Genomic DNA, 24578 nt, shown 5'->3' on the forward strand with positions numbered 1-24578 from the left:
TTCCCCCGGCTGCAGACGAGCAGGGCCCCAATCCCCCCGCTGCAGCAGTTCCAGCGCAGGCAAGGCGCTACCAAGCACCACTCCTTTGTACGCACCGACCTGGGCCGCGCACCAGTGGCCTGGGGCCCCCGCTGTGCCGCAACCCCGCGGCCAGGTTCTCTCCACCGTTCGTGAACCCCGCGACCGGTCGGAAAAGGAGTCCGCATGTCCCGCTACACCCATGCCCGGGTGACGATGGCCGCCCTCGCGGCCACCACCGCGATGGTGGTGACCGCACTGCCCACCATGGCGCAGGCGGCCCCCCAGGCCCCCGCACCGGTCAGCCAGGCGGCTGCCGGCAAGGCTCAGCTGCTGTCCGACGCAGGTCAGAAGAGCGCCGGCCTGGTCCAGGCGCTCGGCCTGTCCGGCCAGGAGAAGCTGATCGCCAAGGACGTCGTGGTCGACGCCGACGGCTCCCGCCACCTGCGCTACGAGCGCACCTACGGCGGCCTGCCGGTGCTCGGCGGCGACATGGTGGTCCACCAGACCGCGGGTGGCGTCACCAAGGGCCTGGACCGGGCCTCCACGGCCTCGCTGGCCGGCGTCTCCACCACCCCCGCCCAGGCCGCCCCGAAGGCGCAGGCCGCCGCGCTCGCCGCCGAGCAGGGCTCCAGCCTGGACACCGCGCCGCGGCTGGTCCTCTGGGCCACCGGCGATGCGCCGAAGCTGGCCTGGGAGACCGTGGTCTCCGGCGTCGAGGCGGATGGCACCCCGATGCGCACCCACGTCGTGACGGACGCTCAGTCCGGCGCCGTGCTGCACAAGTTCGAGGGCATCCAGAAGGGCACCGGCCAGGGCGTCTTCGTCGGCAACGTCACCATCGGCACCACGCTGTCGGGTTCGACGTACCAGATGAAGGACACCGCCCGTGGTGGGATGTACACCACGAACATGAACAACGGCACCTCCGGCAACGGCACCCTGTTCACCAAGGCCACCGACGCCTGGGGCAACGGCCTGGCCAGCAACAAGGAGTCGGCCGCTGTCGACGCGCACTTCGGTGCGGCGGCCACCTGGGACTTCTACAAGAACGTCCTCGGCCGCAACGGCATCCGCAACGACGGTGTCGGCGCCTTCAGCCGCGTGCACTACGGCAGCAACTACGTCAACGCCTTCTGGGACGACACCTGCTTCTGCATGACGTACGGCGACGGCTCGGGCAACAACGCCCCGCTGACCGAGCTGGACGTGGCGGGCCACGAGATGACGCACGGCGTCACCTCCAACACGGCGGGCCTGAACTACTCGGGTGAGTCCGGCGGTCTGAACGAGGCCACCTCGGACATCTTCGGCTCCATGGTGGAGTTCTACGCGAACCTCCCCTCGGACAACCCGGACTACCTGATCGGCGAGCTGATCAACATCAACGGAAACGGCACGCCGCTCCGTTACATGGACAAGCCCTCCAAGGACGGCAGCTCGGCCGACGCCTGGTACTCCGGTGTCGGCAACCTCGACGTCCACTACTCCTCGGGCCCGGCGAACCACTTCTTCTACATGCTGTCCGAGGGCAGCGGCGCCAAGGTCATCAACGGCGTCAGCTACAACAGCCCGACCTCCAACGGTGTCACCGTCACCGGCATCGGCCGGGACAAGGCCGCCAAGATCTGGTACCGCGCGCTGTCGGTCTACATGACCTCCACCACCAACTACGCGAGCGCCCGCACCGCGGCGGTCAAGGCCTCCGACGACCTGTACGGCGTGAACAGCGCCGAGTCGATCGCGGTCGGCACCGCCTTCGCGGCGATCAACGTCGGCACCGTGCCGCCGAACCCGGGCGCCGTGACCGTCACCAGCCCGGGCAACCAGTCCACCAAGATCAACACCGCGGTGAGCCTCCAGGTCAACGCGAGTGGTGGCACCGCCCCGCGCACCTTCACCGCCACCGGCCTGCCGGCCGGCCTGTCGATCTCGTCCTCGGGCCTGATCACCGGCACCCCGACCGCGCTCGGCACCTCGAACGTGACCGTGACCGCCAAGGACGCCGTCAACGCCACGGGCTCGGCCAGCTTCACCTGGACCGTGACCGACACCACCAGCACCTGCACCCCGGCGCAGCTGCTCGGTAACGCGGGCTTCGAGTCCGGCGCGACCACCTGGACCACCACGTCCGGTGTGATCGACAACGGCACCAGCAAGCCCGCGCGCACCGGCTCCTACAAGGCCTGGCTGAACGGTTACGGCTCCGCCCACACCGACAGCGCCACCCAGACCGTCTCCATCCCGGCCGGCTGCAAGGCGACCCTCGGGTTCTACCTGCGGATCGACACCGCCGAGACCGGCACCACCGCCTACGACAAGCTCACCGTGACGGTCAACGGCACCGCGCTGAAGACCTACTCCAACGTGGACGCGATCGGCAGCTACACCCTGCGCACCTTCGACCTCTCGGCCTACGCCGGCCAGAGCGTCACCCTGAAGTTCAACGGTGTCGAGGACTCCTCCCTCGCCACCAGCTTCCTGATCGACGACACCTCGATCACCACCAGCTGACCCCGCGTCAGTAAGTGAACTCCGGACCCCGGCTGCCGTGAGCAGCCGGGGTCCGGCCATGTGAGCTGTTCGAAACGGCCGTGCAACACGAAACGCCGCCGAAACACGTACGTCCGCAACCGGTAATCCGCTCCGTCCAGACTCCCTCCCACCAGCGCACACACCCCACCCACGGTGCGCGGTTCGGGAAGGCTCCACATGCTCCTCGCTGACACCCCCGCCGGGCTCGACACCGGTGACACCGCCTGGCTGTTGGCCAGTACCGCGCTGGTCCTGCTGATGACCCCTGGTCTGGCGCTGTTCTACGGCGGCATGGTCCGCACCAAGAGCGCGCTCAACATGATCATGATGAGCTTCGTCTCGATCGCGGTGGTCACCGTGGTCTGGCTGCTCGCCGGGTACTCGCTGGCCTTCGCCCCCGACCTCGGCGGCCTCGGTCTGATCGGCGGCCCGGACCACCTCGGGATGGCCGGGATCACCCCCGCCTCGCTGACCGGCAAGGTGCCCACCCTGCTGTTCGCCACCTTCCAGCTGACCTTCGCGATCATCACCGCGGCGCTGATCAGCGGCGCGGTGGCGGACCGGGCGAAGTTCGGCGCCTGGGTGCTCTTCACGGCGGTCTGGACCCTGCTGGTCTACGTCCCGGTCGCGCACTGGGTGTTCGCCCCCGACGGCTGGATCCTGTCCCGGCTGGGCGCGCTGGACTTCGCCGGCGGCCTGGTGGTCGAGGTCAACTGCGGGGCCAGCGGCCTGGCCCTGGCCCTGGTGCTCGGCCCCCGGCTGGGCTTCAGGAAGGAGGCCATGCGGCCGCACAACCTGCCGCTGGTGCTGCTCGGCGCGGGCCTGCTCTGGTTCGGCTGGTTCGGCTTCAACGCGGGCTCCGCGCTGGGCGCCAACGGCACCGCCGCCGCCGTCCTGCTGAACACCCAGGCGGCGGGCTGCACCGGCCTGTTGGGCTGGCTGCTGGTGGAGAAGAAGCGGGACGGCCACGCCACCACGCTCGGCGCCGCCTCCGGCGCGGTGGCCGGACTGGTCGCGATCACCCCGTCCTGCGGCAGCGTGGACCTGCTCGGCGCGCTGGTGATCGGCCTGGTGGCCGGGGTGGTCTGCTGCTACGCGGTCAGCTGGAAGTTCCGCTTCGGTTATGACGACTCGTTGGACGTGGTCGGCGTGCACCTGGTCGCCGGGGTGATCGGCACCGTGCTGATCGGCGTCTTCGCCTCCGCCGTGATGACGGGCGGCGCCACCGGCCTGCTGCACGGCGGGTTCACCCAGATCGGCAAGCAGCTGCTCGCGGTGCTGGTGGTGGGCGGCTACGCGTTCGGCGTCACGTACGGGATCGGCAAGGTGATCGACCGGGTGATGGGCTTCCGCGCCCCGGCCGAGCACGAACTGACCGGCCTGGACCTCGCCGTGCACGCCGAGACCGCGTACGATCACGGCGTCCTGGGCCACGGCAGCGCCGCGTCCCACGCTCCCACTGCTGTGAAGGCCCCCGTCGCATGAAGCTGATCACCGCCGTCGTCAAGCCGTTCAAGCTGGACGAGGTCAAGAACGCGCTCCAGGCTCACGGCGTGCACGGACTGACCGTCACCGAGGCCAGCGGCTACGGCCGTCAGCACGGTCACACCGAGGTCTACCGGGGTGCCGAGTACCGGATCGACCTGGTGCCCAAGGTCCGGATCGAGGTCGTGGTGGAGGACGAGGAGGTCGACGTGGTGGTCGACGCCATCGTCGAGGCCGCCCGGACCGGGAAGATCGGCGACGGCAAGGTCTGGGTGGTTCCGGTGGACGGCATCGTCCGCGTCCGGACCGGGGAGCGTGGCCCGGACGCGGTCTGACGACCGGTCAGTCGTGGGGGGCCGGGGTCGCCGGGCGGGCGAGCCGGCGGTCGACCAGTGCTCGGCCCTCCTCGGCGGTGGCGTGCTCCACGGTGAGCTGCCAGGCGGGGTCGGCCGCCATCGCCTCCAGGCGCAGCACCCCGAGCGGTGGCTTGGGGCGGGTGACCCCGCCCTTGTAGCCGGTCTTGCCGTTCGCCGCGGAGATCCAGACTCGCACCCCGTCCGGGCGGTACGCGTGCACGGTGATGCCGTACAGCGCCGTGCGGCCGTCGCCGCCGGTCAGGGTCTGCAGCTTCGTGCCGTCCGGCAGCTCGCGGGTCGTGCAACTCGGCGGTGGGGTGCCCGGGGCCTGGAGGCCCCGGTATCCGTCGCAGCTGAGATCCGGGTTCGGGTCCCGCTGCGGCTGCATGCCGACGGTGAGCTCCGACGCCCCGTTGCCGTCGTCGTACACCACGCTGAACGCGGCGGGATGCCCGGACTCGGGGACGAACTCGGTCAGTTGCCCGCCGGAGGGCAGCATCTCCACCAGAATCTGCAGCATCGCCTCCGGGGTGACCTGTTCGCGCGGCGGTGAGGGGGCCGGCCTCTCCGGGAACACCGAGGTGGCGCCCGATGCCACGGTGCGGCGGGCGTCCCCCTCGCCCGAACTCCACTGGGTGGCCGCGCCGGTGGTGGCCAGGGCCGCCACCACCAGGGACGTGCCGGCGATCCGCAGCCGCCGGTGCAGTCGTTGGCGCCGCCCGAGTCGCATGCTCCCGGCCACGAGTTCTCCCACCGGGACGTCGATCCGGTGGACGGCGTCCTCGAACAGCCCGCCCAGCACGGGGTCACGCTCCATGTCGCTGCTCCTGGTTGTCGGTTGGCCGGTTCACGGGCGGAGCAGGAGTTCGCGGTCGTGGCCGAGGATCTCGCGGAGCTTCGCCAGCGACCGGGTGCTCAGGCTCTTCACCGCACCCGGGGAGACCTCCAGCAGCTCGGCCACCGCCTCCACGCTGTGGTCCTCCAGGTACCGCAGGACCACCACCGCCCGGTTGCGGGGCGGCAGTTGGGCCAGCGCGGCGACCAGCGTGAGCCGCAGATCGGTGGTCGGGTGCCCGGCCGCCTGTTCCGGCAGCTCGGCCGAGACGATCTCGCCGGAGCGGCGCAGCCGCTTGTGCGAGAGGTACATCCGTAACAGGACCTTGCGTGCGTACGCGTCCAGCCCCGGCTCGTCCCGGCCGCGCCGCAGCCGCCCCCAGACGGTGAACATCTTCGCGAGCGTGTTCTGCACCAGATCCTGCGCCTGGTGCCAGTCGCCGCACATCAGATAGGCGATCTGGAACAGTCTCCTGCTTCTGGTACTCGCGAACTCCTCGAACTCCATGCCCCGCCCCGACCGGTGGTTCCTGTTGACGTCACAGACCCTGACGCTCCGACAGCCGGATTGGTATCACCCGGATTCCTCAGGCCCGGGCCAGGTACCCGTTGTCGATCAGCCAGAGCACGTTCAGCCGGGTCGGTGCACCGGGGACGTGCCGGGCGTCCAGCTGGAACTGCCAGCCGTAGCCGGGCTGTCCGAACCACGGGGCGATCGGGCCCGCGTCCACGGTGAACGGCCGGAGCACCTTGTAGACGTGGTAGTTGCAGGGCGCGGCGGGCTCGCTGTCGAGCGACTGCGGGGGGATCGCCCGGGTCGCGTACGGGAGACCCTCGGGGGCCAGGTAGGAGCCGTACTCGCTGCCGTAGCGGTCGATCCGCTGGCCGGTGCCGAGGGTCTGCTGGATCTCCAGCGGGGTGCCGTCGGGGGTGGTGACGTAGCCGTCGGCGGGCGGGTAGCGCCAGGAGTTGGTGGTGGCGTCGTAGTAGCGGTCGAGGAACTGCTGCTCGGTCAGGCCGCCGGTGCGCTGGTAGCCCCAGAGCTGGCGGCCGACCGGGCCGGTGCTCGGGAGCTGCTCGGGGCCGAGCCGGCGGTCGCCGTGGAAGTCGGCGGTCGAACACTCCGAGGAGGTGACGGCGGCGGCGGTGCCGGCGCCGACGCCGGTCAGGACGGTGCCGGTGAGCAGGGTGGCGGTCATGCCGATGGCGGCCAGGGTCTGACGGATCCTCATGCGGGCGCGCTCCAGGGGTGATCGAGTGGATACGGAACGTGATCATCGAAGCGGCGGCGGTGGTTCCGCGTCAACCGGGACGCGCGGATCTGGCCGAGAGCCGATCAGAGTGACCGATCTGTTGCCTTGGGGAGTCTTGACGGAGGTTCGGGGCAGCCGTAGGTTCAGCGCGTTGCAAGTTTCCAGCAAGTTTCAGTGGTCTTGCAGCAAGTGACATCGCTCACGCTGACGGTGCATCACCGGCGCGTCCCCGGAGCGGGATCGGCACCCCACACGGCCGTCCCGGCTCCGCCCCACCCCCCTGCCGTGCCCACCCGCGCCCCCCGCGGGTGAACCCAGGCTGCCCACCCAGCCCCCTGGAGACACCGTGGTCACCACATCCCCCCGCCGCCGCGCCGTCGGCGCGGCCGCCGCCTCGGCCGCCCTCGCGCTCTCGATCGGCACCGGCCTCTCGCTGGCGCCGACCGCCCAGGCCACCCCGCCGGGCACCAAGGACGTCACCGCCACCCTCTTCGAGTGGCGCTTCGACTCCGTCGCCAAGGCCTGCACCGACACCCTCGGCCCGAAGGGCTACGGCTTCGTCGAGGTCTCGCCGCCCCAGGAGCACATCCAGGGCGGCCAGTGGTGGACCTCCTACCAGCCCGTCAGCTACAAGATCGCCGGCCGGCTCGGCGACCGCACCCAGTTCCAGGCGATGGTGAACACCTGCCACGCCGCGGGTGTGAAGGTGATCGCCGACTCGGTGATCAACCACATGTCGGCCGGCTCCGGTACGGGCACGGGCGGCACCACCTACACCAAGTACAACTACCCCGGCTACTACGGGGACCAGGACTTCCACTCCTGCCGCACCGCGATCAGCAACTACAGCGACCGCTCCAACGTGCAGAACTGCGAGCTGGTCAACCTCTCCGACCTCAACACCGGGTCCGCGTACGTCCAGCAGACCATCGCGAACTACCTGAGCGACCTGCTCTCGCTGGGCGCGGACGGCTTCCGGATCGACGCCGCCAAGCACATGGCCGCCACCGACATGGCCGGCATCAAGGCCAAGATGAGCAACCCGAACGCCTACTGGGTGAGCGAGGTCATCTACGGCGGCGGCGAGCCGGTCCAGCCGAGCGAGTACACCGGCCTCGGCGACGTGGACGAGTTCCGCTCCGCGACCTGGCTGAAGAGCGCCTTCAACGGTGGCAAGATCTCCGACCTCGGCACCTGGGGCAGTGGGCTGCTGGGCAGCTCGCAGGCCCGGACCTTCGTCGACAACTGGGACACCGAGCGCAACGGCTCGACCCTCACCTACAAGAACGGCTCCGCCTACACGCTGGCCAACGTCTTCCTGCTGGCCCACCCGTACGGCTCGCCGAACGTCTACTCCGGCTACGCCTTCGACAACAACGACGCCGGCCCGCCGAACGGCGGCACCGTCAACGCCTGCTACAGCGACGGCTGGAACTGCACCCACGCCTGGCGCCCGGTGGCCAACATGGTCGGCTTCCGGAACGCGGTGAGCGGCACCGGCATCACCAACTGGTGGTCCAACGGCAACAACGCGATCGGCTTCGGCCGGGGCGACAAGGGCTACGTGGCGATCAACCGGGAGAGCGGCGCGGTCACCCAGACCTTCCAGACCTCGCTGCCGGCCGGCGTCTACTGCGACGTCCAGCACGGCGACTTCGCGGGCGGCAGCTGCTCCGGCGTGACCTACACGGTCGGCTCGGACGGGAAGTTCACCGCCACCGTCGGTGCGGGTGACTCGGTCGCGCTGCACGTCAACGCCAAGGGCGGCGCCACCGTGACGCCCACGCCCACCCCGACGCCGACCGGCACCAACGCGGCCACCGTCTTCTACAGCACCAACAAGAACTGGGCCGCGTACAACCTGCACTACGCCCCCACCGGCGGCAGCTGGACCACCGCGCCCGGTGTGGCGATGGACGCCGCCTGCACCGGCTGGGTGAAGAAGACCGTCGCGCTCGGCAGCGCGACCGGCCTGACCGCCACCTTCAACAACGGCTCGGGCACCTGGGACAACAACAACAGCGCCAACTACGCGCTGGGCACCGGGAACGTCACGGTCAAGGACGGGGTGGTCGGCAGCGGCGACCCGTGCGCCTCCGCGACCGCCTCCCCGACCGCGTCGCCGACCTCCGCCACCTCGGGCGCGTCCTTCGCGGTGACCGCCACCACGGCGACCGGTCAGAACATCTTCGTGGTCGGCAACAACGCGGCCCTCGGCAACTGGGACACCTCGGCGGCGCTGCCGCTCTCCTCGGCGGGCTACCCGGTCTGGAAGCTCGACGTCACGCTGGCCGCCGGCACCTCGTTCGAGTACAAGTACATCCGCAAGGACGCCGCAGGCGCGGTGACCTGGGAGAGCGGGGCCAACCGCACCGCCACCGTCCCGGCGAGCGGGAAGGTCGCGCTGAGCGACACCTGGCGGAGCTGACCCCCTCTCTCCTGACCCGCCGTCAAGACCGGCCGGCCGCTCCCACCCCCAGCGCACGGGGGAGGGAGCGGCCGGTCACGGTTGTAGCCGCTGGGATCAGCCGCGGCCGATGTACGGCATCGTGGTGGCCAGCACGGTGGCGAACTGGACGTTGGCCTCCAGCGGGAGTTCGGCCATGTGCCGGACGGTGCGGGCCACGTCGGCGACGTCCATGGTGGGCTCGGCGGCGATCCGGCCGTCCGCTTGGCGGACGCCGGTGGACATCGCGGCGGTCATGTCGGTGGCGGCGTTGCCGATGTCGATCTGGCCGCAGGCGATCCGGTACGGGCGGCCGTCCAGCGAGAGGGACTTGGTCAGGCCGGTGACGGCGTGCTTGGTGGCGGTGTAGGCGATGCTGCCGGGGCGCGGGGTGTGGGCGGAGATCGATCCGTTGTTGATGATCCGTCCGCCCTGCGGGTCCTGACGCTTCATCAGGCGGAAGGCGCCCTGCGCGCAGAGGAAGGCGCCGGTCAGGTTGAGGTCCACCACCGCGCGCCAGTCGGCGACCGTGAGGTCCTCCAGCGGGACCGAGGGGCCGAAGGTGCCCGCGTTGTTGAAGAGCAGGTCGATCCGCCCGAAGTGCTCGGCCGCGGCGGCGAACAGCGCGTCCACGGCGGCCGGGTCCGTCACGTCGGTGGGGACGGCGAGCGCGCCGGCCCCGGCCTCGGCGGCGACCGCGTCGAGCGGCTCGGCCCGGCGTCCGGCCAGCACCAGCCGCCAGCCGTGCGCGGCCAGCTCCAGGGCGACGGCCCGGCCCACGCCGCTGCCTGCTCCGGTGACGACGGCGACCTGCTGCGACATCTGCGGCTCTCCTCGACTGGGACCGGCCTCGACTGACTGGGACGGGCTCCTCGATGATCGCGCACGGACGGACCCGCCGTCACTTGTCGGAGCATCCAGCGGGGGAGTGGAGCAGGGGCCTCCGGCTGAGCGGAACCGCCGGGACAAGACCCGTTGAGCAGCGGCAGCAGTTACTTGGCGGCCGAAACCAAGGGTGCCGGGCTCGCTAGAGTGTCCGAGAGGAGGCAGTCATCGTGGAGAACCCGAACGGCCGGCCGCAGGGCCTGGTCACGGCAGGCCAGCGGGCCCAGCTGATGCGGCAGGGCAACGCCTCCGCGGTGCTGCGCGCGGTGCTCGCGCACGGCCCGGTCTCCCGGGCCGAGATCGCCCGGCACACCGGACTGTCCGCCCCCAGCGTCACCAAGCTCACCGCCTCCCTGATCGAGGTGGAGCTGCTCAACGAGCTCGCGCCGGTGGAGCCGACCCAGGGCCGCCCCCGGGTGCCGCTCCGGGTGGACGGCGACCGGATCGTGGCGCTCGGCCTGCACATCGGCCTGCTGCGGACCACCTTCGGCCTGGTCGGTCTGGACGGCAGCGTGATAGCCGAGCGCGAACTCCCGCACCACGAACTGCCGGACCTCTCGCCGGCCACCGTCACCGAGCAGGCCGTCCGCGGCGTCGAGCGCTTCCTGGCCGAGAAGCTGGCCGACCGCCGCCTGGTCGGCACCGGCGTCAGCATCGGCGGCTGGGTGGACGGTGCCAGGGGCAGGGTGGTCGAGCACGGCCCGCTCGGGTGGCGGGACGTCAACCTGCCGGCCCTGCTGGCCGACCGCCTGCCCGGGCCGCTGGTGCTGGAGCAGACCGTCCGCGCCATCGCCCGGGCCGAGTTGTGGTTCGGCGCGGGCCGCGAGGTCGACGACTTCGTCCTGGTCATGATCGGCAACGTGCTCGGCGCCGCGATCGTGGTCGACCGCACCGTGCACCGGGGCCCCGGCGCCGCGGCCGGCGCGATCGAGCACCTGCTCGCCGCCGACGACCCCGAGGTGCGCTGCCCGGTCTGCGGCGCGGGCTGCCTGAACGCCACCGCCTCCGACACCGCCCTGGTGGCCAGGGCCCGCGAGCTCGGGGTGATCCCGGACGACCCGGCGGACGGCGCCGCCCTCGCGCTGGAACGCCTGGTCGCGGCGGCCCGCCCGGCCGGCTCCGGCACCGGCGACGAGCAGGCGCAGGAGCTGCTGCGCACCCGGGCCCGCCGGGTCGGGCGCGCGGTCGCCACCATCGTGGACCTGATCAACCCCAGCCGGGTGGTGCTGGCGGGCGGCATCCTGGTCGCCGACGAGTACCTGGACGAGCTGCGCACCGAGGTGGGCCGCCGCAGCCACCGCGGCCTGGCCGTCGCCGACGACATCGTCCCGGCGGTGTTCGGGGCCCGCACGCTGGTGCGCTCCTCGGCGGTGCCGGTGCTGGAACGGGTGATCACCGAACCGTTCACGGCGCTCGGACTGTTGTGAGAGTGGTCACGGGCCCGTACCCGCGCCGCTGGTCCTGAGCGGGCGACCCGTCGTCCGGCGGGGGCCAACCCCCGCCGTACGACGGGATGTCGGTGCCGGGGGCGGAAGATCGCAACCGCTCCTCCCCACGCCCGCGTCGTAGGATTCCGGACGGCGCACTCACCCCTTCGGGCCGATGGCGCTGACCTGGGCCGACACCTCTGGTGCCGCGTCCCCGGCCTCACCTCGGGGCCACCGTCCTGGCCGGTCCGCCCGGACGAGAGACCGGTCGGAGAGAGACCTTGCCGCTCAAGCGCAGCCGTACCGCCCTGTCCGCCGTGAGCGTGCTCGCGCTCGCCCTCGGCCTGGCGGCCTGTGGCAGTGAGCCCGGCTCGCCCGGCTCGGACAAGCAGCCGGCCGCCGACGGGGCGAAGTCGCCGTCCGCCGCGCAGAGCAGCACGCCGCCGCCCAAGCCGACCAAGGTGCTGATGCCCACCGGTCCGGCGGCCGACCTCAAGAAGGTCAGGGACACCGCGGCCGGGCCGATCACGATGACCACGCTGACCGGCCCGAAGTCCGGGGTCAGCGGCAAGGTCTGGGTCTGGCTGCCGCCGGAGTACAACGACCCGAAGTTCGCCAAGACCGGCTTCCCGGTGCTCACCCTGTACGCGGGCGGCCAGAGCGCGGGCTACAACACCTGGACCGACAACCAGCTGCCGATCGAGGAGATCGGCGCGGAGCTGTCGAAGCAGGGCAAGTCCCACCCCTTCATCATGGTGATGCCGGTGCAGAACCTGGACTCCAACGAGGCGAAGGCGCTGGAGTGCAGCGACATCCCGGGCCAGCCGAAGATCGGCACCTGGATGTCGCAGGACATCCCGGACTTCGTCCGGGCCAACTTCCGCACCGTCAAGGGCCGGGACGGCTGGGGCCTGATGGGCGCCTCCACCGGTGCGTTCTGCAGTGCCAAGCTGGCGCTCCAGCACCCGGACGTGTTCAAGGCCGCGGTGCCGATCGACGGCTACTTCAACCCCGACTCCCCGCTCTGGAAGGGCCACGACGCGGAGCGCCTCGCCAACAGCCCCGACGAGCTGGTCGGCAAGGGCGCCGACGTCCGGCTGCTGGCCACCGCGGGCGGTGCCAACGCGTACGAGCTCAAGCTGGTCAAGAAGTGGGTGGCCAAGGCGGCGGCCCCGACCACTATCGAGTACTACGAGCAGCCCGGCGGCAAGCACCTCACCTCGGACTTCAAGAAGATGATCCCGGTGACCCTGGAGTGGCTGACCAAGAACCTCGCGGGACCGGAGAGCGACTGAGAACCCGGCCTGGGCGAAAGGGCCGGGCAGGGCGCTGACCTGCACGTCAATCAGACATTGATTCGACTCTGATGGTCTGTCACCACCCTGGAGACCCGAGCCGGGGCGCCGCGACTGCGACGCCGCACCGGCCCTGTCTCAGCCAGTCGTGAAGAGAGTGCCATGCCCAGCCACCTGCTGCCCGTCGAATCCCCCAAGGTCCCCGCCCAGCCGGGCGAGGGACGCAAGGTGCAGCCTGCCGCCGAGGCGATCCCGTTCGCCGGGCTGCGTCTGGTGCACGCCGCGCTCCGCCGCGATCTGGTCCGGCTGCCCAACGCTCTGCGACTGCTCCAGCCCGAGGACACCGTCACCGCCGAGGCGATCCAGCGGCACTGGGACTTCGTCACCGCGATGCTCACCTGCCACCACGAGCAGCAGGACACCCGGATGTGGCCGCTGCTGCGCCGGTTCGCGCCCGAACTCCGGCTGCTGCTCAACTGGTTGGAGTCCGACCACCACAACCTCGACCACTCCTTCACCCGGATCACCACGCTGGTCCGGATCGCCACCAGGGATCCGGCCAGCGCCTGGTCGGTGGCGTACGCGGTGGAGGAGCTGGCGGCCCGGCTGGAGACCCATCTCCGGATCGAGGAGCGGCAGTTGCTGCCCCGGCTGGACGGCGTCTTCCCGGCCGGATCGCGGATCGGCACCCTGCCCGAGCTGCTCGACCTGCTCCGCGCGGCGGACGGGCCCGGCACCTCGGACGCGCTGGTCTGGCTGCTGGAGGGCGTGGACCCGGTGCAGATCGACCGGCTGCTGGCCGACTGCGACGACGCCACCGCCCGGCACTGGCCGCACTGGCGGGACACCTACGCCCGCTGCACCGACGAACTCTGGGGCCCGCAGGCCTGACGCGGGGTGCTGGTAGCGTCCACGGATGCCTCCGCTCTTCGAACCGCAGCTGCTGACCCGCCTCGGCCAGGCCCGCAAGATCCTGATCGCCGGGGCGGGCGGCGGCTTCGACGTGTACGCCGGTCTGCCGCTGGCCCTCGCGCTGCGCGCGGACGGGCGTGAAGTCCACCTGGCCAACCTGTCGTTCAGTCACCTCTACGGTCTGGACACCGGGGTCTGGCTGAAGCCCGAGGTGGCGGAGATCCGCCCCGACACCCGCTCGGCCGAACCGTACTTCCCCGAGCGGACGCTGGCCCGCTGGCTGCGGCTGCACGGCATGCCCGACACCGTCTGGGCGTTCGGCTCGGTCGGGGTGAAGCCGCTGCGGGCCGCCTACCGGGCGCTCTGCGCGCACCTCGGCATCGACGCGATCGTGCTGGTCGACGGCGGCACCGACATCCTGATGTGCGGCGACGAGGCCGGCCTCGGCACCCCCGAGGAGGACATGGCCAGCCTGGCGGCGGTGGCCGGGATGCCGGAGATACCCGTCCGTCTGGTCAGCTGCCTGGGCTTCGGCGTCGACGCCTACCACGGCGTCAACCACTCGCTGGTGCTGGAGAACCTGGCCGCCCTCGACCGGGCCGGCGGCTACCTCGGCGCCTTCTCACTGCCCCGGGACAGCCGGGAGGGTCGGCTCTACCTGGACGCCGTCGAACACGCCAGGGCCGCCTTCCCCGAACACCCCAGCATCGTCCACGGCTCGGTCGCGGCCGCACTGCGCGGTGAGTTCGGCGACGTCCGGTTCACCGACCGGACCAAGGGCGTCCAGCTCTTCGTGAACCCGCTGATGACGCTGTACTTCTCGGTCACCGTGGAGGCGCTGGCCGCCCGCAACCGCTACCTGGACCGGATCGAGCGCACCGTGTTGATGCGTCAGATCAGCACCGCCATCGAGGAGTTCCGGGACACCCTGCCGCAGCAGCGGCCGTCCCGGATGTTCCCGCACTAGACCTTCCGGGCGGCCGCCAGGATCTTGACGATGGTGTGGAAGAAGCGCGAAGTGGCCTGGCCCTGATAGGACTTGGGGAAGCAGGTGGCCGGGTTGACCGTCCGGCCGTCGCGCAGGTGCAGGACGGTGAAGGCGGTACCGGGGGTGGCGCTGATGATCTCCCAGTCGCCCTTGGGGGAGCTGACCGGGAACTCCAGGTCGGTGGGCAGCGGTTCGGACAGGAAGACCGCGCAGAGCCGGACCTCGGGGGTGACCTCGACGCCCGCGAAGGGGTCGGCGTCGACCAGCTCGGCCACCTCCTCGACGGTGCGCAGCATCACCGGGACGGCGTAGCCGAGGGCCTGCTCCAGGTGCTGCTCGATCCGGGCGGTCAGCGCCGCGCGGTCGGTCTCGGCGGTGCTGAAGAAGACGTTGCCGGTCTGGATGTACGAGCGCACCTGGTCGAGCCCGAGCTCGGCGAAGAGCGCCCGCAGCCGCTCCATCTTCACCGTCCGCCCGCCGACGTTGACGGCTCGTAGGAACGCGATGTACGTGGTGGTCCCGGTCATGCCGCCAGTGTCGCAGCCGCCACTGTCAGCGGCCGCTGGGACACTGGTCGGATGACGACCTGGCAGGATTTCGAGCAAGAGGCACCGGACTTGGCGCCCGCGGTACGCGCCCGGTTCGAGGCGAACCGGCACCATGTGCTGGCCACCCTGCGCAAGGACGGGGCGCCCCGGGTGAGCGGCACCGAGGTGCAGTTCATGGGGGCGGATCTGACCATCGGCTCGATGTACGGCGCGCTGAAGGCCCTCGACCTGCGCCGGGACGGCCGGTTCGCGCTGCACAGCAATCCGTCCGACCCGACCATGGTCGGCGGTGACGCCAAGATCTCCGGCCTGGCCCGCGAGCTGACCGACGAGGTCGAGCTGAGCTGGTACGTGTCGGAACTCCCGTCGGCGCCGCCGCCCGGGCCGCTCCACGCCTTCCGGCTGGAGCCGACCGAGGTGGTGCTGACCGAGGTCGAGGGCGACCAGCTGGTGATCCGCTCCTGGCGGCCGGGGCAGGACGTGCGGACGGTCCGGCGGAGCTGACCCGGAGTCAGCCCGAGCCGTCCCGGGGTCAGCCCGGCAGGACGGCGCGCACCGCCTCCGGCGTCCGGGCGACCACCGCGTGACCGTCGTCGGCCGTGATGATCGGCCGCTGGATCAGGATGGGGTGCTCGGCCATCGCCGCGATCCAGCGGCCCCGGTCGTCGGCGGTCCGGCTCCACTGCTTCATGCCCAGCTCCTTGGCCACCGGCTCGTCCAGCCGGGTGATGTCCCAGGGCTCGAGCCCGAGCCGGCCGAGCACCTGCTCCAGCTCGGCGACGCTCGGCGGGTCCTCCAGATAGCGGCGGACGGTGTACTCGGCCTTCGCCGCTTCCAGCTCGCCGAGCGCGCTACGGCACTTCCCGCAGCGCGGGTTGATCCAGATCTCCATCCGGCCAGCCTACTCACGAAGCCGGGGCCGACGAGCCACCACGACGCTGCCGCGGTCCCGGGAACTCGGCGGCCCGCCGGGCGGTTGAGTGGGCAGTGCCTGCGGGAGGGGTGGGGGATGGACGGCGAGGAGATCATCGGTCGGCTGCTCGACGCGGAGGGCCGGGCCGATCCGTACCCGCTCTACGCCCGGGCGCACGAGCTCGGCCCGGTCAGCGAGGCGGGGCCGAACATGGTGCTGGCGGTCGGCCACCGCGAGGTCAACCAGGTGCTCCGCTCGACCGCCTTCCACGTCCCGGACGCGGCGCTGCGCGAGCGCTGGGAGGACGGCTACCTGGAGCACAGCTCCAAGGTGCTGCTCGGCGCGTCGATGCTGGAGACCAACGCGCCCGACCACGGGCGGATGCGCTCGCTGATCGCCTCGGTGTTCACCGCCCGCCGGGTGGCCGCGCTGGAGCCCGCCGTGGTGGCGGCGGTCGACGGGCTGCTGGACGAGCTGGCCGAGGCCGGTGCCGACGGCTCCCCGGTCGACTTCATGGACGCCTTCGCCTACCGGCTGCCGGTCGGGGTGATCTGCGAGCTGCTCGGCGTCCCGGCCGCCGACCGGGCCCGGTTCCGGCCGCTGGCGGACGACCTGACGGCCGCGCTGGAGCTGCTCCCGACCGATCCGGAGCTGGCGGCGGCCGACGTGGCCGCCGACGAACTCTCGGACTACTTCACGGAGTTGGCGGCCCGTCGGCAGGCCGAGCCGGCCGACGACCTGGTCAGCGCGCTGGTGCAGGCCGCCGCGGCCGACCACGGGCGGCTGTCCGGGCGGGAGCTGCTGGCCAATCTGGTGCTGCTGCTGGCCGCCGGATTCGAGACCACCACCAACCTGCTCGGCAACGGACTGGCGCTGCTCTTCGGCCACCCCGCCGAGCGGGCCGCCCTGCGGTCCGGCCAAGTCACCCCGGGCGGCCTGGTCGAGGAGGTGCTCCGCTACGACTCGCCCGTTCAGCTCACCTCGCGGATCTCGCTCAGCGACGAGCTCTCCGTCGGCGGCGTGCCGACCCCGTACGGCACCGGCATCTACCTGCTGCTCGGAGCCGCCAACCGCGACCCGGCCCGCTATCCGGACCCGGAGCGCTTCGACCCGCGCCGCACCGACAGCCAGCCGGTCAGCTTCGGCGGCGGCCCGCACTTCTGCCTCGGCGCCCAACTCGCCCGGCTGGAAGCCACGGTGGCACTGCCCGCGCTGCTCGACCGGTTCCCCGGCCTCGCCCCGGCCGGGCCGCCGACCCGCCGCGACCGGCTCGTCCTGCGCGGCTACCGGACCCTGCCGGTCACCCTCCGCTGAGCCCCGTTCTGACCCGGGTACGGGACTTTCGTCCGGTGCGCCGTGGCCCTCCGTCGGCAACCATGGAGCGGTATGCCCCCGGAGGTTCCCTTGTCCACGTCCCAGCAGCAGACCGGTGCGCTCAGCGGGGCCCGGACCCCGCAGTGGGTCCGGGCGCTGCCGATGCTGCTGGTGGTCGTCGACCTGACCGCCGAGTACGCCTTCTCCGCCCACATCGCGGCCGGTTTCCCGCTCGCCGTGCTCCCGGTCCTGGTCGCCTTCGGGTACGGCCCCGGCGCGGTCGCCCTGAGCACCGTCGGCGCCGTGGCCCTGCAGGGCCTGATGGCCGAACGGGTCGGCCACCTCACCGAGCAGCACCACCTGTGGATCTACCTCGCCACCGCGCTGGCCGGCGTCCTCGGCGCCGTGCTGGCCTGGCAGCGGATCAGACAGGCACACGACCTGGTCCAGGTCCGCTCAGTCGCCGAGGCCCTGCAGCGCACCGTGCTGCACCCCGTACCGCCCACCAGCGGCGGCCTGCGCACCGCCGGTCTCTACCGGGCGGCCCAGGCCGAGGTCCCGATCGGCGGCGACCTCTACTCGATCTGCGAGACCAGGTACGGCACCCGGGTGCTGCTCGGCGACGTCCGCGGCAAGGGGCTGGACGCCGTCCGCACCGTCGCCGACCTGCTCGGCGCCTTCCGGGCCGTCGCCGACGAGACCGCGCACCTCAACGACCTGGCCGACCTGCTGGACCGTCAGCTCCAACGGGTCGCGGGCGACCGCGACGACCAGGAGCTCTTCGCCACCGCCACCCTGCTCCAGCACGACCCCGCGACCGGGCACTGCCTGCTGGTCAACCGGGGCCACCACGCCCCACTGCTGCTCGGCCCCGCCGGGGTCCGGGCCGTGGACGCCCCCGAGCAGCTCCCGCTCGGCCTGGGCGGTCTCAGCGCCGCAGCTCCCGCCGCCCCGGCCGACTTCACCCTGGAGCCCGGCCACACCCTGCTGCTCTTCACCGATGGCCTCAGCGAGGCCCGCGACCCGTCCGGCGCCTTCTACCCCGTCGCCGAGCGCCTCGCCACCCTCCCCGGCACCGACCCGGACCGCCTGGTCGCCGCCCTCGACGAGGACGTCCGCACCCGCTGCGGCCTGCTCACCGACGACCTCGCCATCCTGGCCCTGACCCCCCTTGGCCCCGCCCCCGACGCTCCGTCAGACTGACCCGGTGCAACCCGAAGACCCCGCCCTGATCCCACCGATCCCCACGGACCGGCCGACCCTGCTGCGCTGCCGCCGCTGCGGTCGTCCGCTGCACGACCCGGAGTCCCGGATCCTCCGCCTCGGCCCCGGCTGCCGGGGCCCCGAGGACGCCACACACGTCCTCCCCGGCGAGCAGGACCCGCTGTTCTGAGACTCCACCCCCGGCCGTCACTCCCGGCTGTACGCGGCGGCAACCAGGCCGACCACTCCGACGGTGAGCACGGTGGCGATGAGGAACTTCCAAGTCTTCGTCATGCCCTACCCAACGCCCGCCCCCACCAGGGGAAACGTCCTTTCACTCGGGCGGCCGCTCGGTTCGTGTACCGCCTGGACCGAGGGCCACGCCGTCCCGGGAAGCCACGTGCGGGGGAGCGGTCGTACCGTGGACGGGGGCCCACCGAGAGGAGGCCGTGATGCCCGGTTCGATGGCGATCAGCCACACCGACGCGCTCGTGATGCTCAGCCACGCCGATGCCGAACAGCTGACGGCCGTGCTGCGGCAGATGTCCGCCCTGCTGGAGCAGCCGGGCGGGGACCGGCTGTCCGACGCGCAGGCCGAGGCGCTGTGCGAGGGGAAGCTCCGCCGGGACGAACTGGCCGAGTGGTCGCGGAAGCTCTCCGACTACCTCAAGGACCATCTCTGACGACGGCCCCCCGACACGCCGCTGCGGCTGCGGCCACGGCCGCGGCGCCGCATGATGGGCGGTGACCGCAGGCGGAGCGCGAGGAAATGAGGGCGCAGGGTGCTGGACGACGCCTCCTCGCGCCGGACCCAGGACCTGCTGCGGCAGCTGCTGGACGGCACCGAGGCGGGGGTGGTGGTCTTCGACCCCGAGCTCTGCTTCCGCTACGTGAACCCCACCCTGGCCCGGATGAACGGCCTGCCCGCCGCCGAGCACTTAGGACGCCCCGTCAGCGAGGTGCTGCCCGGGCTCGACGCGCGCGAGGACACGCTGCGGCAGATCCTGGCCGACGGCATCCCCCGCGAGATCACCTCCAGCGGCCACACCCTGGCCGGCTCCGACCGGCAGCGCCGGTACTGGCACGCCGCCTACCACCGGATCGAGGAGGAGGGCCGGGTGGTCGGCCTGGTGGGCATCCTGGTGGAGGTCACGGACGCCCACGAGCAACAGCGCAACCTGGAGCGCGCGCGGGCCCGGCTGGCCGTGCTCGACCAGGCGGCCACCGTCATCGGCACCACCCTCGACATGGACACCACCTGCCAGGAACTGGCGGCCTTCCTGGCGCCCGGCCTCGCGGACGCCGCGACCGTCGAGGTCATCCCGCACGAGGCCGACCCGGGTGCCCGCCCCGTACCGCCCGGCACCCTGCGGCTGCGGCGGGCCGGGATGGCCGCCACCCCCGGGCTGCTGGAGCGGGTGCGCGGGTTCGGCGAGCCAGGCGAGTACGTCGACTACCAGCCGGGGTCGTCGATCCAGCGGTGCCTGGAGTCGGGCCGCCCGATGGTCGACAACGTCTTCACGGACGCCGAACTCAGCCGGTCCGCCCCCAACCCGGACCGGGTCGCCGCCTACCGGGCCAGCGGCCTGCACTCCGCCCTGGTGGTGCCGCTGTCCTGCCGGGACGAGCCGGTCGGCACCGTCACCCTGCTGCGGGCCGACAGTTCGCCCGCCTTCGACGCCGAGGACGTCGCCACCGCCCAGGACCTGGCCCGCCGGGCCGCGATCGCGCTCGACAACGCCCGCCGCTACACCGCCGAACACCACATCGCCCTGGAGCTCCAGCAGGCGCTGCTCGCCGCGCCGGGACGGCCGCACCCCGGCCTGGAGATCGCCACCCGCTACCTGCCCTCGGGGGCCAGCGCGTTGGTCGGCGGGGACTGGTTCGACGCGATCGCGCTGCCGGAGGGCCGGACGCTGCTGGTGATCGGCGACGTCATGGGCCACGGTGTGCAGGCCGCCGTCGACATGAGCCACTACAGCTCGATGCTCAAGGTGATCGCCCGTCAGCAGCCGGCCCCGCACCTGATCCTGGACGCCCTCGACGCGCTGATGACCGAGGCCGCCGCCGAACGCCCGGCGACCTGTCTGCTGGTCCTCGCCGACCCCGTCCGCGGCGAGTGCACGTACGCCAGCGCCGGTCACCTGCCGCCCGTCGTGATCGAGGCCGACGGCAGCACCCGCCTGCTCATGCTGCCCACCGGGCCGCCGCTGGGTGTCGGTCTCGGCGGACACACCTCCCTCACGGTGCCCTGCGGGCCCGGCCGCACCCTGCTGCTGTACACCGACGGCCTGATCGAACGGCGGGTCGAGGACATCGACGTCTCCCTGCACCGCCTCACCACCCTCCGGCCGGTCCCGGGCATGCCGCTGACGGAGATCGTCGACCACGTCCTGCACAGCCTCGGCACCCCGGGCGCCGCCGAGGACGACATCGCCGTCCTCGCAGCCCGCTTCCGGCGGGACTAGCTCTGGCCGAGGGCGAGGGCCTCGAGTGCGGCCCGGACCTGCTGGTTGGCCGGCAGGCGGAGCTCCGGCCGGGCGAGGGCCACCGTGGCGCAGCGGCGGGCGTAGTCGAGGTCGCCACGCTGGTGGGCGGCTTCGGCCAGGTAGCGGAGCACCTGAACCGAGGCCGTGCTGCTCACCGTCCTGAAGTGCCCGCGCAGCGCGGGCCACGGGGGCTCGGCCCGGACCGGCCCGCGTCGGCCCGCAGCCACCAGGCGGACCAGTTCGACGACGTCGATGCCGGGCTGGATCCGGTCCAGCGCGGCGTCCAGCGCGTCGTACTCGGCGGCTTCCAGCAGGTCCACCACGGCGAGCAGCAGCCAGCGCAGCGCGAGCGGGCCGTCCGCCGTCCCGAGGGCCCGCATCGAGACCTTGGCCGCCATGGCGTGGTCGCCGGCGACGACGTAGTACAGCCGCAGCGCGGCGAGTGCCGACGGGGCGTCAGGGCCGGCCGCGTAGCCGCGCCGTACGTACGGCAGGGCGCGGTCGGTCGCGCCGAGGGTCAGCCAGGCCTGGGCGAGGAGGGCGGTGTCCGCCTCGGCCGCGAACTCCCCGATCGAGTCCCAGGCTTCGGCCACGGCCCGGAGTTGCTCGAGGTCGCTGTCGGCCCCGGTCGCTTCGACGAGTTCGACCAGGGCGGTGGTCAGGAGCCGTACGAAGGTCAGCGCGACCTGCCGGGGCAGCTGACCAACTCCCGCTCCGGACGGGCCCGTTGTGCCGTCCATGGTCACGGTGATGGCGCCGTCGCCGCTGATCGGGAACGCCGGGAGGGCGGGGCGGTGGTGGAACGCCCGCCAGACGGCGGCGGGATCGGCCGGATCGCCGAGGGCACGGGTGCCCAGCTCCGCCAGCCGGGTGAGGGCCGGGACGGTGTTGAGGCCGTACAGGCGCTCGCACTCCGGCAGCCAGGCGGCCCAGCCGAACGAGGCGCGGACCGAGTGGACCCGGCTGCCGGTGCTGGTCCACGGGTCGGCGAAGGGCGGCATCGAGGCGAGCGGGTACCAGGCGGTGGCGGTCGGAGCTCCCAGCAGAGGCCGCCGGTGGTCGCCGAACCCGATCTGCCGGGCATACGTGTCGATGAGCTGCACGGCGGTCGGACGGTCCGTCGGTTCGGCCGAGGTCGCCCGTTCGGCCAGCTCGGTCAGCCAGCGCCAATCGGCGGGCAGCGGGCCGGTGTTGGCGAGGCTGTCCCGGAGGGTGGTGCCCCAGGCCCAGATGTCCATCGCCGGGTCGGGCGGGGCTCCCGCCTGCTGCTCGGGTGCGGCGTACTCCGGGGTCATCCGCCAGTACGTCGGCCCGCCCACCCGGGCCGGTGACTCCAGATCCGACAGCCAGGTGTGCCACCTGGCCGGCTCTCCGGTCAGCCCGTCGTCGCCGTGGTGGAAGAGCAGGTTCTCCGGTTTGACGTCGCCGTGGATCAGGCCCTGCCGGTGCAGTCGTTGCAGCGAGGCGGCCAACGCCAGGCCGTGGTAGGCGAGTTCCGCCACGTCGAGCTGACCCGCCGTCAGTCGGTCCCGCAGGCTGCCGCCCTGGCAGTAGGGCATGCAGAGGTAGGTCACCGGCCCGCCCGAAATCAGGCTCAGCGTCTCCTCCAGCGGGACGACGCCGCCGAAGCCGAAGCGCATCATCCGCAGCGCCTCACTCTCCCGGGTCGCCAGCGACCCCGGGCTCACCGGCCGGTCCGGCGCGAAGCCTTTGAGCGCCAGGAGTTCACCGTCGGGCCGACGTCCCACCAGGACCGTCGCGTGCGGGCCGTCGAGCTGCCGGACGATCTCGTAGTGGGCGACGGTGCCGTGTGCCCTGGCCCGCTTCAACGCGGCTGCGGCGCGCAGCGCGTCCGCGAAGTACGGGTCGGCGTACGGGTCGGCGAGGCTCACCGGGCCGCACCGCCGTCGAGCTGCAGGACCGCGTAGGCCCGGCACACCTCGGACCAGCCGCGGCGGTGGAAATCCAGCGTCCCCTGCACCAATGTGCCCAGCTCCTGGCCGAGTTCACCGTCCAGCGCCCGGTAGAGCTGGTCGAGTACGGCCGTCCCCGAGGTGCGCCACCGGCCGGTCGCCTCGTCGTCCTGCAGCTCACCGGTCGGGAAGTACCCGAGCACCGCCTCGACGAACACCCGCTCCGGCGCCGCGACAGCCGCTCCCCGAAGCGCCTCCGCCGTCGCGTGCACCCGTACCCGTACCGGCTCGTACGCCAGCCGGAGCTGCCGCAACTGCCCGGCCACCGCCCGTACTTGATCGTCGAAGCCCGGCGACCCCTGCTCCCAGGAGGACGGTGTCCGCTCGAGAATGGACTCGAACATCACCAGGTAGTCGCCGTGCACCGCCTCCAGATCCGTCAGCAGCTGCTCCAGCATCCGCCGCCGGACCCCGTCCGCCGAGGAGGTGAGCGCACTGTGCAGCAGCGCTGCCACGTCCGCCGTCGACTGCGCCGCCGCGGTGGCGTTCAGATGGAGGTGCACATCGCCATGTACCTCACCGGCCTGGACGGTTGACCCCAGCACCACCGCACCGGAGAGCGAGTTCCGCACCTCCAGCCGTCCACCGGGCACATCCCCGATACCCATCCCGTCCCCACCTTCGCCGCGCCTGACGCCACGTCCGGTATCCGATGTTAGGTGACGGGTCAACTCCGGTGCGCCCGGCGGTGCTTGGCCTTGCGGACCGGTGGCTCAGCCGACCCGGCGGCGGAAGACCCAGTAGGTCCAGGTCTGGTAGCCCAGCACGACCGGGGTCATGAAGCCGGCCACCCAGGTCAGGATCGTCAGGGTGTAGGGCCCGGCGGCCGAGTCGGCGACGGTCAGGCTGAGGGCGGGGTCGGTGGAGGAGGGCATGACGTCGGGGAACAGGGCGAGGAAGAGCGTGGCCACCGTGGCGGCGACGGCCAGTGCGGACACGGCGAAGGCGCGACCGTCGCGGCGTGTGGTGCCCGGCGCCGCGGTCGCGGCCAGGGCCAGGACGGCGGTGGCGGACACCAGGCAGCCGCTCGCCGAACCGCCGTCGTGGAGTTGGGTCCAGAGCAGGAAGGCGCCGACGAGTGCGGTGGTGAGGGCGGCGAGCGGACGTACCCGGGCCCGGGCCCGGTCGCGGACGACTCCGGTCGTCTTCAGTGCGGCGAACAGCGCGCCGTGCAGGGTGAAGAGGCTCAGGGTGGCCAGAGCGCCGAGCAGGGCGTAGGGCTGGAGGAGGCCGAGGAGGCTGCCGGTGACGTTCTTGTCCGGGCCGATCGGTACGCCGTGGACCATGTCGGCGAAGATCAGGCCCCACAGGGCGGGGCAGCACAGCGACGTCCAGAAGACGCAGCGATCGCAGGTGCGCTTCCACCGTTCGTCCTCGCGCTTGTGCCGGTACTCGAGGGCGACGCCGCGGATGATGAGGCAGCAGAGGACGGCGAGGATCGGCAGGTAGAAGCCGCTGCAGAGGGTGGCGTACCAGTCTGGGAAGGCGGCGAAGGTCGCGCCGACGGCGGTCAGCATCCACACCTCGTTGCCGTCCCAGACCGGGCCGATGGTGGCGAGGAGTACGCCGCGCTCCCGGGTGTCGCGGGCGAGCAGTCCGGTGAGGACGCCGACGCCGAAGTCGAAGCCTTCGAGGAAGAAGTAGCCGGTCCACAGGAAGGCGATCAGCACGAACCAGAGGTCGGGGAGCTGCATGGTGGTTGTC

23 protein-coding genes are annotated in these 24578 nt (G+C 72.1%); 14 read left to right on the forward strand and 9 right to left on the reverse strand.

Annotated elements, in window-relative coordinates; genetic code table 11:
- Positions 1–204: 204 nt before the first annotated feature.
- The 3 genes from F4556_RS26990 to F4556_RS27000 all read left to right on the forward strand — a co-directional run bounded on the left by F4556_RS26990 (position 205) and on the right by F4556_RS27000 (position 4373).
- Positions 205–2532: a M4 family metallopeptidase gene (locus tag F4556_RS26990; RefSeq protein ID WP_184920469.1), complete on the forward strand. Its 2328-nt coding sequence runs from the start codon at positions 205–207 to the stop codon at positions 2530–2532.
- A gap of 198 nt (positions 2533–2730) precedes the next feature.
- Positions 2731–4038 (forward strand): ammonium transporter, encoded by a 1308-nt coding sequence (locus F4556_RS26995; RefSeq protein WP_184920471.1) that lies wholly within the window; start codon positions 2731–2733, stop codon positions 4036–4038.
- Positions 4035–4373, forward strand: a complete 339-nt coding sequence (locus F4556_RS27000) for a P-II family nitrogen regulator (RefSeq protein WP_184920473.1) — start codon at positions 4035–4037, stop codon at positions 4371–4373. The genes F4556_RS26995 and F4556_RS27000 overlap by 4 nt, the downstream gene beginning before the upstream one ends.
- Before the next feature lie 7 nt (positions 4374–4380).
- On the opposite strand, the gene F4556_RS27005 is transcribed toward F4556_RS27000, so the two are convergent.
- The 3 genes from F4556_RS27005 to F4556_RS27015 form a co-directional block, all read right to left on the reverse strand.
- Positions 4381–5211, reverse strand: a complete 831-nt coding sequence (locus F4556_RS27005; protein WP_184920475.1) for a hypothetical protein — start codon at positions 5209–5211, stop codon at positions 4381–4383.
- A 30-nt stretch (positions 5212–5241) separates the two neighbouring features.
- A complete protein-coding gene (locus F4556_RS27010) occupies positions 5242–5736 on the reverse strand; it encodes a SigE family RNA polymerase sigma factor (RefSeq protein ID WP_184920477.1) in 495 nt (164 codons plus the stop codon).
- A 79-nt stretch (positions 5737–5815) separates the two neighbouring features.
- Positions 5816–6460: a TNT domain-containing protein gene (locus tag F4556_RS27015; RefSeq protein ID WP_184920479.1), complete on the reverse strand. Its 645-nt coding sequence runs from the start codon at positions 6458–6460 to the stop codon at positions 5816–5818.
- A gap of 367 nt (positions 6461–6827) precedes the next feature.
- On the opposite strand from F4556_RS27015, the gene F4556_RS27020 reads away from it, so the two are divergent.
- Complete coding sequence (locus F4556_RS27020) at positions 6828–8909, forward strand: carbohydrate binding domain-containing protein (protein WP_184920481.1); 2082 nt, start codon at positions 6828–6830, stop codon at positions 8907–8909.
- A gap of 96 nt (positions 8910–9005) precedes the next feature.
- Here F4556_RS27020 and F4556_RS27025 read toward each other — a convergent pair whose 3' ends face one another.
- Entirely contained in the window at positions 9006–9749 is a 744-nt protein-coding gene (locus F4556_RS27025; RefSeq protein WP_184920483.1) for an SDR family oxidoreductase, read from the reverse strand.
- A gap of 233 nt (positions 9750–9982) precedes the next feature.
- Here F4556_RS27025 and F4556_RS27030 point away from each other — a divergent pair, with 233 nt between their 5' ends.
- The 4 genes from F4556_RS27030 (at position 9983) to F4556_RS27045 (ending at position 14413) form a co-directional block, all read left to right on the forward strand.
- Entirely contained in the window at positions 9983–11239 is a 1257-nt protein-coding gene (locus F4556_RS27030; protein WP_184920485.1) for an ROK family transcriptional regulator, read from the forward strand.
- 281 nt (positions 11240–11520) lie between these two features.
- Entirely contained in the window at positions 11521–12534 is a 1014-nt protein-coding gene (locus F4556_RS27035; protein WP_184920487.1) for an alpha/beta hydrolase, read from the forward strand.
- Positions 12535–12696: 162 nt separating this feature from the next.
- Positions 12697–13425, forward strand: coding sequence for a hemerythrin domain-containing protein (locus F4556_RS27040; RefSeq protein WP_184920489.1), 729 nt, complete (start codon positions 12697–12699; stop codon positions 13423–13425).
- A 25-nt stretch (positions 13426–13450) separates the two neighbouring features.
- Positions 13451–14413, forward strand: a complete 963-nt coding sequence (locus F4556_RS27045) for a DUF1152 domain-containing protein (RefSeq protein WP_184920492.1) — start codon at positions 13451–13453, stop codon at positions 14411–14413.
- On the opposite strand, the gene F4556_RS27050 is transcribed toward F4556_RS27045, so the two are convergent.
- Positions 14410–14961 carry a DUF1697 domain-containing protein gene (locus F4556_RS27050; RefSeq protein ID WP_184920493.1) on the reverse strand — a complete coding sequence of 184 codons (552 nt, stop codon included), beginning with the start codon at positions 14959–14961 and terminating at the stop codon, positions 14410–14412. The genes F4556_RS27045 and F4556_RS27050 overlap by 4 nt on opposite strands.
- 51 nt (positions 14962–15012) lie before the next feature.
- On the opposite strand from F4556_RS27050, the gene F4556_RS27055 reads away from it, so the two are divergent.
- The gene (locus F4556_RS27055; protein ID WP_184920495.1) at positions 15013–15486 is read left to right on the forward strand and encodes a pyridoxamine 5'-phosphate oxidase family protein; all 474 of its coding nucleotides are present in this window, start codon (positions 15013–15015) and stop codon (positions 15484–15486) included.
- A 28-nt stretch (positions 15487–15514) separates the two neighbouring features.
- Here F4556_RS27055 and F4556_RS27060 read toward each other — a convergent pair whose 3' ends face one another.
- Positions 15515–15874, reverse strand: a complete 360-nt coding sequence (locus F4556_RS27060; RefSeq protein ID WP_184920497.1) for an arsenate reductase family protein — start codon at positions 15872–15874, stop codon at positions 15515–15517.
- 117 nt (positions 15875–15991) lie between these two features.
- On the opposite strand from F4556_RS27060, the gene F4556_RS27065 reads away from it, so the two are divergent.
- The 5 genes from F4556_RS27065 (at position 15992) to F4556_RS27085 (ending at position 20880) form a co-directional block, all read left to right on the forward strand.
- Positions 15992–17209, forward strand: a complete 1218-nt coding sequence (locus tag F4556_RS27065; RefSeq protein ID WP_184920499.1) for a cytochrome P450 — start codon at positions 15992–15994, stop codon at positions 17207–17209.
- Between the two features lie 90 nt (positions 17210–17299).
- Positions 17300–18412, forward strand: coding sequence for a PP2C family protein-serine/threonine phosphatase (locus F4556_RS27070; RefSeq protein ID WP_184920501.1), 1113 nt, complete (start codon positions 17300–17302; stop codon positions 18410–18412).
- Positions 18413–18416: 4 nt separating this feature from the next.
- The gene (locus F4556_RS27075) at positions 18417–18602 is read left to right on the forward strand and encodes a DUF6011 domain-containing protein (RefSeq protein ID WP_184920503.1); all 186 of its coding nucleotides are present in this window, start codon (positions 18417–18419) and stop codon (positions 18600–18602) included.
- Positions 18603–18864: 262 nt separating this feature from the next.
- The gene (locus tag F4556_RS27080; RefSeq protein ID WP_184920505.1) at positions 18865–19095 is read left to right on the forward strand and encodes a hypothetical protein; all 231 of its coding nucleotides are present in this window, start codon (positions 18865–18867) and stop codon (positions 19093–19095) included.
- Positions 19096–19194: 99 nt separating this feature from the next.
- Positions 19195–20880 carry a SpoIIE family protein phosphatase gene (locus tag F4556_RS27085; protein ID WP_184920507.1) on the forward strand — a complete coding sequence of 562 codons (1686 nt, stop codon included), beginning with the start codon at positions 19195–19197 and terminating at the stop codon, positions 20878–20880.
- Here F4556_RS27085 and F4556_RS27090 read toward each other — a convergent pair.
- The 3 genes from F4556_RS27090 to cydB all read right to left on the reverse strand — a co-directional run bounded on the left by F4556_RS27090 (position 20877) and on the right by cydB (position 24568).
- Positions 20877–22793: a serine/threonine protein kinase gene (locus F4556_RS27090; RefSeq protein ID WP_184920509.1), complete on the reverse strand. Its 1917-nt coding sequence runs from the start codon at positions 22791–22793 to the stop codon at positions 20877–20879. The genes F4556_RS27085 and F4556_RS27090 overlap by 4 nt on opposite strands.
- A complete protein-coding gene (locus F4556_RS27095; protein WP_184920511.1) occupies positions 22790–23482 on the reverse strand; it encodes a hypothetical protein in 693 nt (230 codons plus the stop codon). The genes F4556_RS27090 and F4556_RS27095 overlap by 4 nt, the downstream gene beginning before the upstream one ends.
- A gap of 105 nt (positions 23483–23587) precedes the next feature.
- Entirely contained in the window at positions 23588–24568 is a 981-nt protein-coding gene (cydB, locus tag F4556_RS27100; protein WP_184920513.1) for a cytochrome d ubiquinol oxidase subunit II, read from the reverse strand.
- Positions 24569–24578 lie beyond the last annotated feature (10 nt).

Origin of the sequence: Kitasatospora gansuensis (genome assembly GCF_014203705.1) — a bacterium.
In the GTDB taxonomy this organism is placed as follows: Bacteria; Actinomycetota; Actinomycetes; order Streptomycetales; family Streptomycetaceae; genus Kitasatospora; species Kitasatospora gansuensis.

What these genes read in the sequence shown, in the direction of transcription:
- F4556_RS27010 (WP_184920477.1), bottom strand. Translation starts at nt 5,736, where the DNA reads ATGGAGTTCGAGGAGTTCGCGAGTACCAGAAGCAGGAGACTGTTCCAG.
- F4556_RS27000 (WP_184920473.1), top strand. Translation starts at nt 4,035, where the DNA reads ATGAAGCTGATCACCGCCGTCGTCAAGCCGTTCAAGCTGGACGAGGTC.
- F4556_RS27095 (WP_184920511.1), bottom strand. Translation starts at nt 23,482, where the DNA reads ATGGGTATCGGGGATGTGCCCGGTGGACGGCTGGAGGTGCGGAACTCG.
- F4556_RS27045 (WP_184920492.1), top strand. Translation starts at nt 13,451, where the DNA reads ATGCCTCCGCTCTTCGAACCGCAGCTGCTGACCCGCCTCGGCCAGGCC.
- F4556_RS27025 (WP_184920483.1), bottom strand. Translation starts at nt 9,749, where the DNA reads ATGTCGCAGCAGGTCGCCGTCGTCACCGGAGCAGGCAGCGGCGTGGGC.
- F4556_RS27050 (WP_184920493.1), bottom strand. Translation starts at nt 14,961, where the DNA reads ATGACCGGGACCACCACGTACATCGCGTTCCTACGAGCCGTCAACGTC.
- F4556_RS26995 (WP_184920471.1), top strand. Translation starts at nt 2,731, where the DNA reads ATGCTCCTCGCTGACACCCCCGCCGGGCTCGACACCGGTGACACCGCC.
- F4556_RS26990 (WP_184920469.1), top strand. Translation starts at nt 205, where the DNA reads ATGTCCCGCTACACCCATGCCCGGGTGACGATGGCCGCCCTCGCGGCC.
- F4556_RS27080 (WP_184920505.1), top strand. Translation starts at nt 18,865, where the DNA reads ATGCCCGGTTCGATGGCGATCAGCCACACCGACGCGCTCGTGATGCTC.
- F4556_RS27055 (WP_184920495.1), top strand. Translation starts at nt 15,013, where the DNA reads ATGACGACCTGGCAGGATTTCGAGCAAGAGGCACCGGACTTGGCGCCC.
- cydB (WP_184920513.1), bottom strand. Translation starts at nt 24,568, where the DNA reads ATGCAGCTCCCCGACCTCTGGTTCGTGCTGATCGCCTTCCTGTGGACC.
- F4556_RS27040 (WP_184920489.1), top strand. Translation starts at nt 12,697, where the DNA reads ATGCCCAGCCACCTGCTGCCCGTCGAATCCCCCAAGGTCCCCGCCCAG.
- F4556_RS27060 (WP_184920497.1), bottom strand. Translation starts at nt 15,874, where the DNA reads ATGGAGATCTGGATCAACCCGCGCTGCGGGAAGTGCCGTAGCGCGCTC.
- F4556_RS27065 (WP_184920499.1), top strand. Translation starts at nt 15,992, where the DNA reads ATGGACGGCGAGGAGATCATCGGTCGGCTGCTCGACGCGGAGGGCCGG.
- F4556_RS27005 (WP_184920475.1), bottom strand. Translation starts at nt 5,211, where the DNA reads ATGGAGCGTGACCCCGTGCTGGGCGGGCTGTTCGAGGACGCCGTCCAC.
- F4556_RS27015 (WP_184920479.1), bottom strand. Translation starts at nt 6,460, where the DNA reads ATGAGGATCCGTCAGACCCTGGCCGCCATCGGCATGACCGCCACCCTG.